The organism is Streptomyces sp. NPDC040410, assembly GCF_055595715.1.
Map to the genome: position 1 here is coordinate 1 of NZ_JBVIVK010000064.1, position 2,584 is coordinate 2,584.

General features: G+C 71.1%; 1 protein-coding gene. It reads right to left on the reverse strand.

The window, feature by feature from the left end; all coding sequences use genetic code 11:
- Nucleotides 1-94 precede the first annotated feature (94 nt).
- The gene (locus ACZ562_RS38280) at nt 95-2,338 is read right to left on the reverse strand and encodes a WD40 repeat domain-containing protein (protein ID WP_471189326.1); all 2,244 of its coding nucleotides are present in this window, start codon (nt 2,336-2,338) and stop codon (nt 95-97) included.
- Nucleotides 2,339-2,584 lie beyond the last annotated feature (246 nt).

Genomic DNA, 2,584 nt, shown 5'->3' on the forward strand with positions numbered 1-2,584 from the left:
GCACGCCGGGGCCCTGACCCTGGTCACCTGCCACCCCGAGAAAGCGCAGGCCCTGGCCGCCTCGCTCATCCTGTGGCCCCGCGATACAGCATGATCATTTGTCGGACACGGCCTGGCGGGGGGCCAGGACCGCGACCTCGCGGCCGAAGTGCACCACCAAGCGACCTTCCGACGCCGACATCACAGAATGAACCGTATCCGGGAACACCAGCTCCGGTCCTACTTGTCGTCTGGTGGCCAGATCCCACACCCGCACCGTTGCGTCGGCGCTGCCGGTGACGGCGATCAGGCGGCCGTCCACCACCGCCGTCGCCACCGTTTGTACCGAGTCGGCATGACCGAACAAGGGTTCACCAAGCTCCTCGCCGGTGACTAGGTCCCACACCCGCACCACCGTTTCGTCGATGTGGGCGGTGACGGCGACCAGGCGGCCGTCCACCACCGCCGTCGCGAGCGCCTGGACTGGGCCGCCGTAGCCGGACAAGGGCATCTTCACGGCCTGTAGATCGAACAAGAGCTCAGCAAGTTCGGTCAGCGGCTCGTCAAGCTGCCGGCCAGTCGCCAGGTCCCACACCCGCACCGTCCTGTCAGCGCTGGCGGTGACGGCGACGGGGCGGCCGTCCACCACCGCCGTCGCCACCGACTTCACAAAGCCGGCATGGCCGGTCAGCGGCTCACCGACCTGCTCGCCGGCAGCCAGGTCCCACACCCGTACCGTCTCGTCGGCGCTGCCGGTGACGGCGACCGGACTCCCCTCCACCACCGCCGTCGCCACCACTCCTACCGAGCCGGCATGGCCGGTCAGCCTGTCAAGCTGCTGGCCGGTGGCCAGGTCCCACACCCGCACCGTTGCGTCGGCGCTGGCGGTGACGGCGACGGGGCGGCCGTCCATTACCGCCGTCGCCAGCGACTTCACAAAGCCGGCATGGCCGGTCAGCGGCTCACCGACCTGCTCGCCGGCCGCCAGGTCCCACACCCGCATGTTCGCGCCACTCGCGGTGACGGCGACCGGGCGGCCGTCCACCACCGCCGTCGCCACCGCCGACACCCCCACGGCATGGCCGGTCAGCGGCTCACCGACCTGCTCGCCGGCAGCCAGATCCCACACCCGCACCGTTGCGTCGGCGCTGCCGGTGACGACGACCGGGCGGCCGTCCACCACCGCCGTCGCCACCGCCGACACCCCCACGGCATGGCCGGTCAGCGGCTCACCGACCTGCTCGCCGACGGCCAGATCCCACACCCGCACGGTTGCGTCGTGGCTGGCGACGGTGACAGCCACGGGGCGGCCGTCCACCACCGCCGTCGCCACCTTCGTTACCGAGCCGGTGTGGCCGGACAGCGGCTCGCCAAGCTGCTGGCCGGTGGCCAGGTCCCACACCCGCACCGTCTCGTCGGCGCCGCCGGTGACGGCCACCGGGCGGCCGTCCACCACAGCCGTCGCCACCGAGTCCACAAAGCCGGCATGGCCGGTCAGCGGCTTGCCAAGCTGCTGGCCGGTGGCCAGGTCCCACACCCGCACCGTTGCGTCGGCGCTGCCGGTGACGGCCACCGGGCGGCCGTCCACCACAGCCGTCGCCACCGCATGCACCTGGCGCTTATGACCGGACAGGCAAGCGACCATGCGCCCCCGCGCGTCGGCGGCCAGGTCCCATACCGCTACCGATTTATAGTCACTGTGGGCGGTGACGGCCACGGGGCGGCCGTCCACCACCGCTGTCGCCACCGACTTCACAAAGCCGGCGTGGCTGGTCAGCGGCTTACCGACCTGCTGGCCGGTGGCCAGGTCCCACACCCGCACCGTCTCGTCGGCGCCGCCGGTGACAGCCACGGGGCGGCCGTCCACCACCGCCGTCGCCAGCGACCACACCCAGGCAGCACGGCCGGTCAGGGGCTCGCCGACCGGCTCGCCAGTGGCCAAGTCCCATACCCGCACCGGTTTGTAAGCGCCGCCGCCGATGCCGGCGACGAGGCGGCCGTCCATTACTGCTGCCGCCAGCGACCACACGAAGCCGGTATGGCCGGTCAGGACCTGCCGACACCGAGGATCCACGCGAGTACCGGTGGCCCACTGAACCGCCCATCCCGGGGTGGGCTCCCCTTCCACCTCGACCGCCGTGATCCGCGCCGACAACTCCCGTGCCCCGTACCGGGCGGCGTCCAGCGCTAGCAACTGCCTCCGTACACCGGCACCCGCATCCCGGTGCAGATGTGCCGACGCCCGATACACCGCCGCCCCCAGACACGCCGCAGGCTCCGATGCCTCGTCCAGCAGCGCGGATATGTGCCCCGGACTCCCGTTCACCAAGAACGCCGGCTCGGCCAAGGACTCCGCCATCGCAGTGGAATCCGCAGCAGCGCTCTCATCTCGTCCCTCGTGATCCATGATCAATGCTCCCTTACCGTAGTGATTGTTCTATTCAATCTGTGGCTTCTTTCGAGGACTGCTGGGATCCCTGTTTCCCGCCACCGCCGGAGGCACTTTCCAGGGCAAGAAGCGCATCGGGGTGCCTGCGCGTCCATGTCGAGGCGGTGGTCGCGGGGTGGTCGCGCAGGCCGGGGCCGTGCCAGGGCCCCGGCGTGT

Excerpts from the sequence above, each read along its gene's own strand:
- ACZ562_RS38280 (WP_471189326.1), bottom strand. The coding sequence starts at position 2,338 with ATGGCGGAGTCCTTGGCCGAGCCGGCGTTCTTGGTGAACGGGAGTCCG.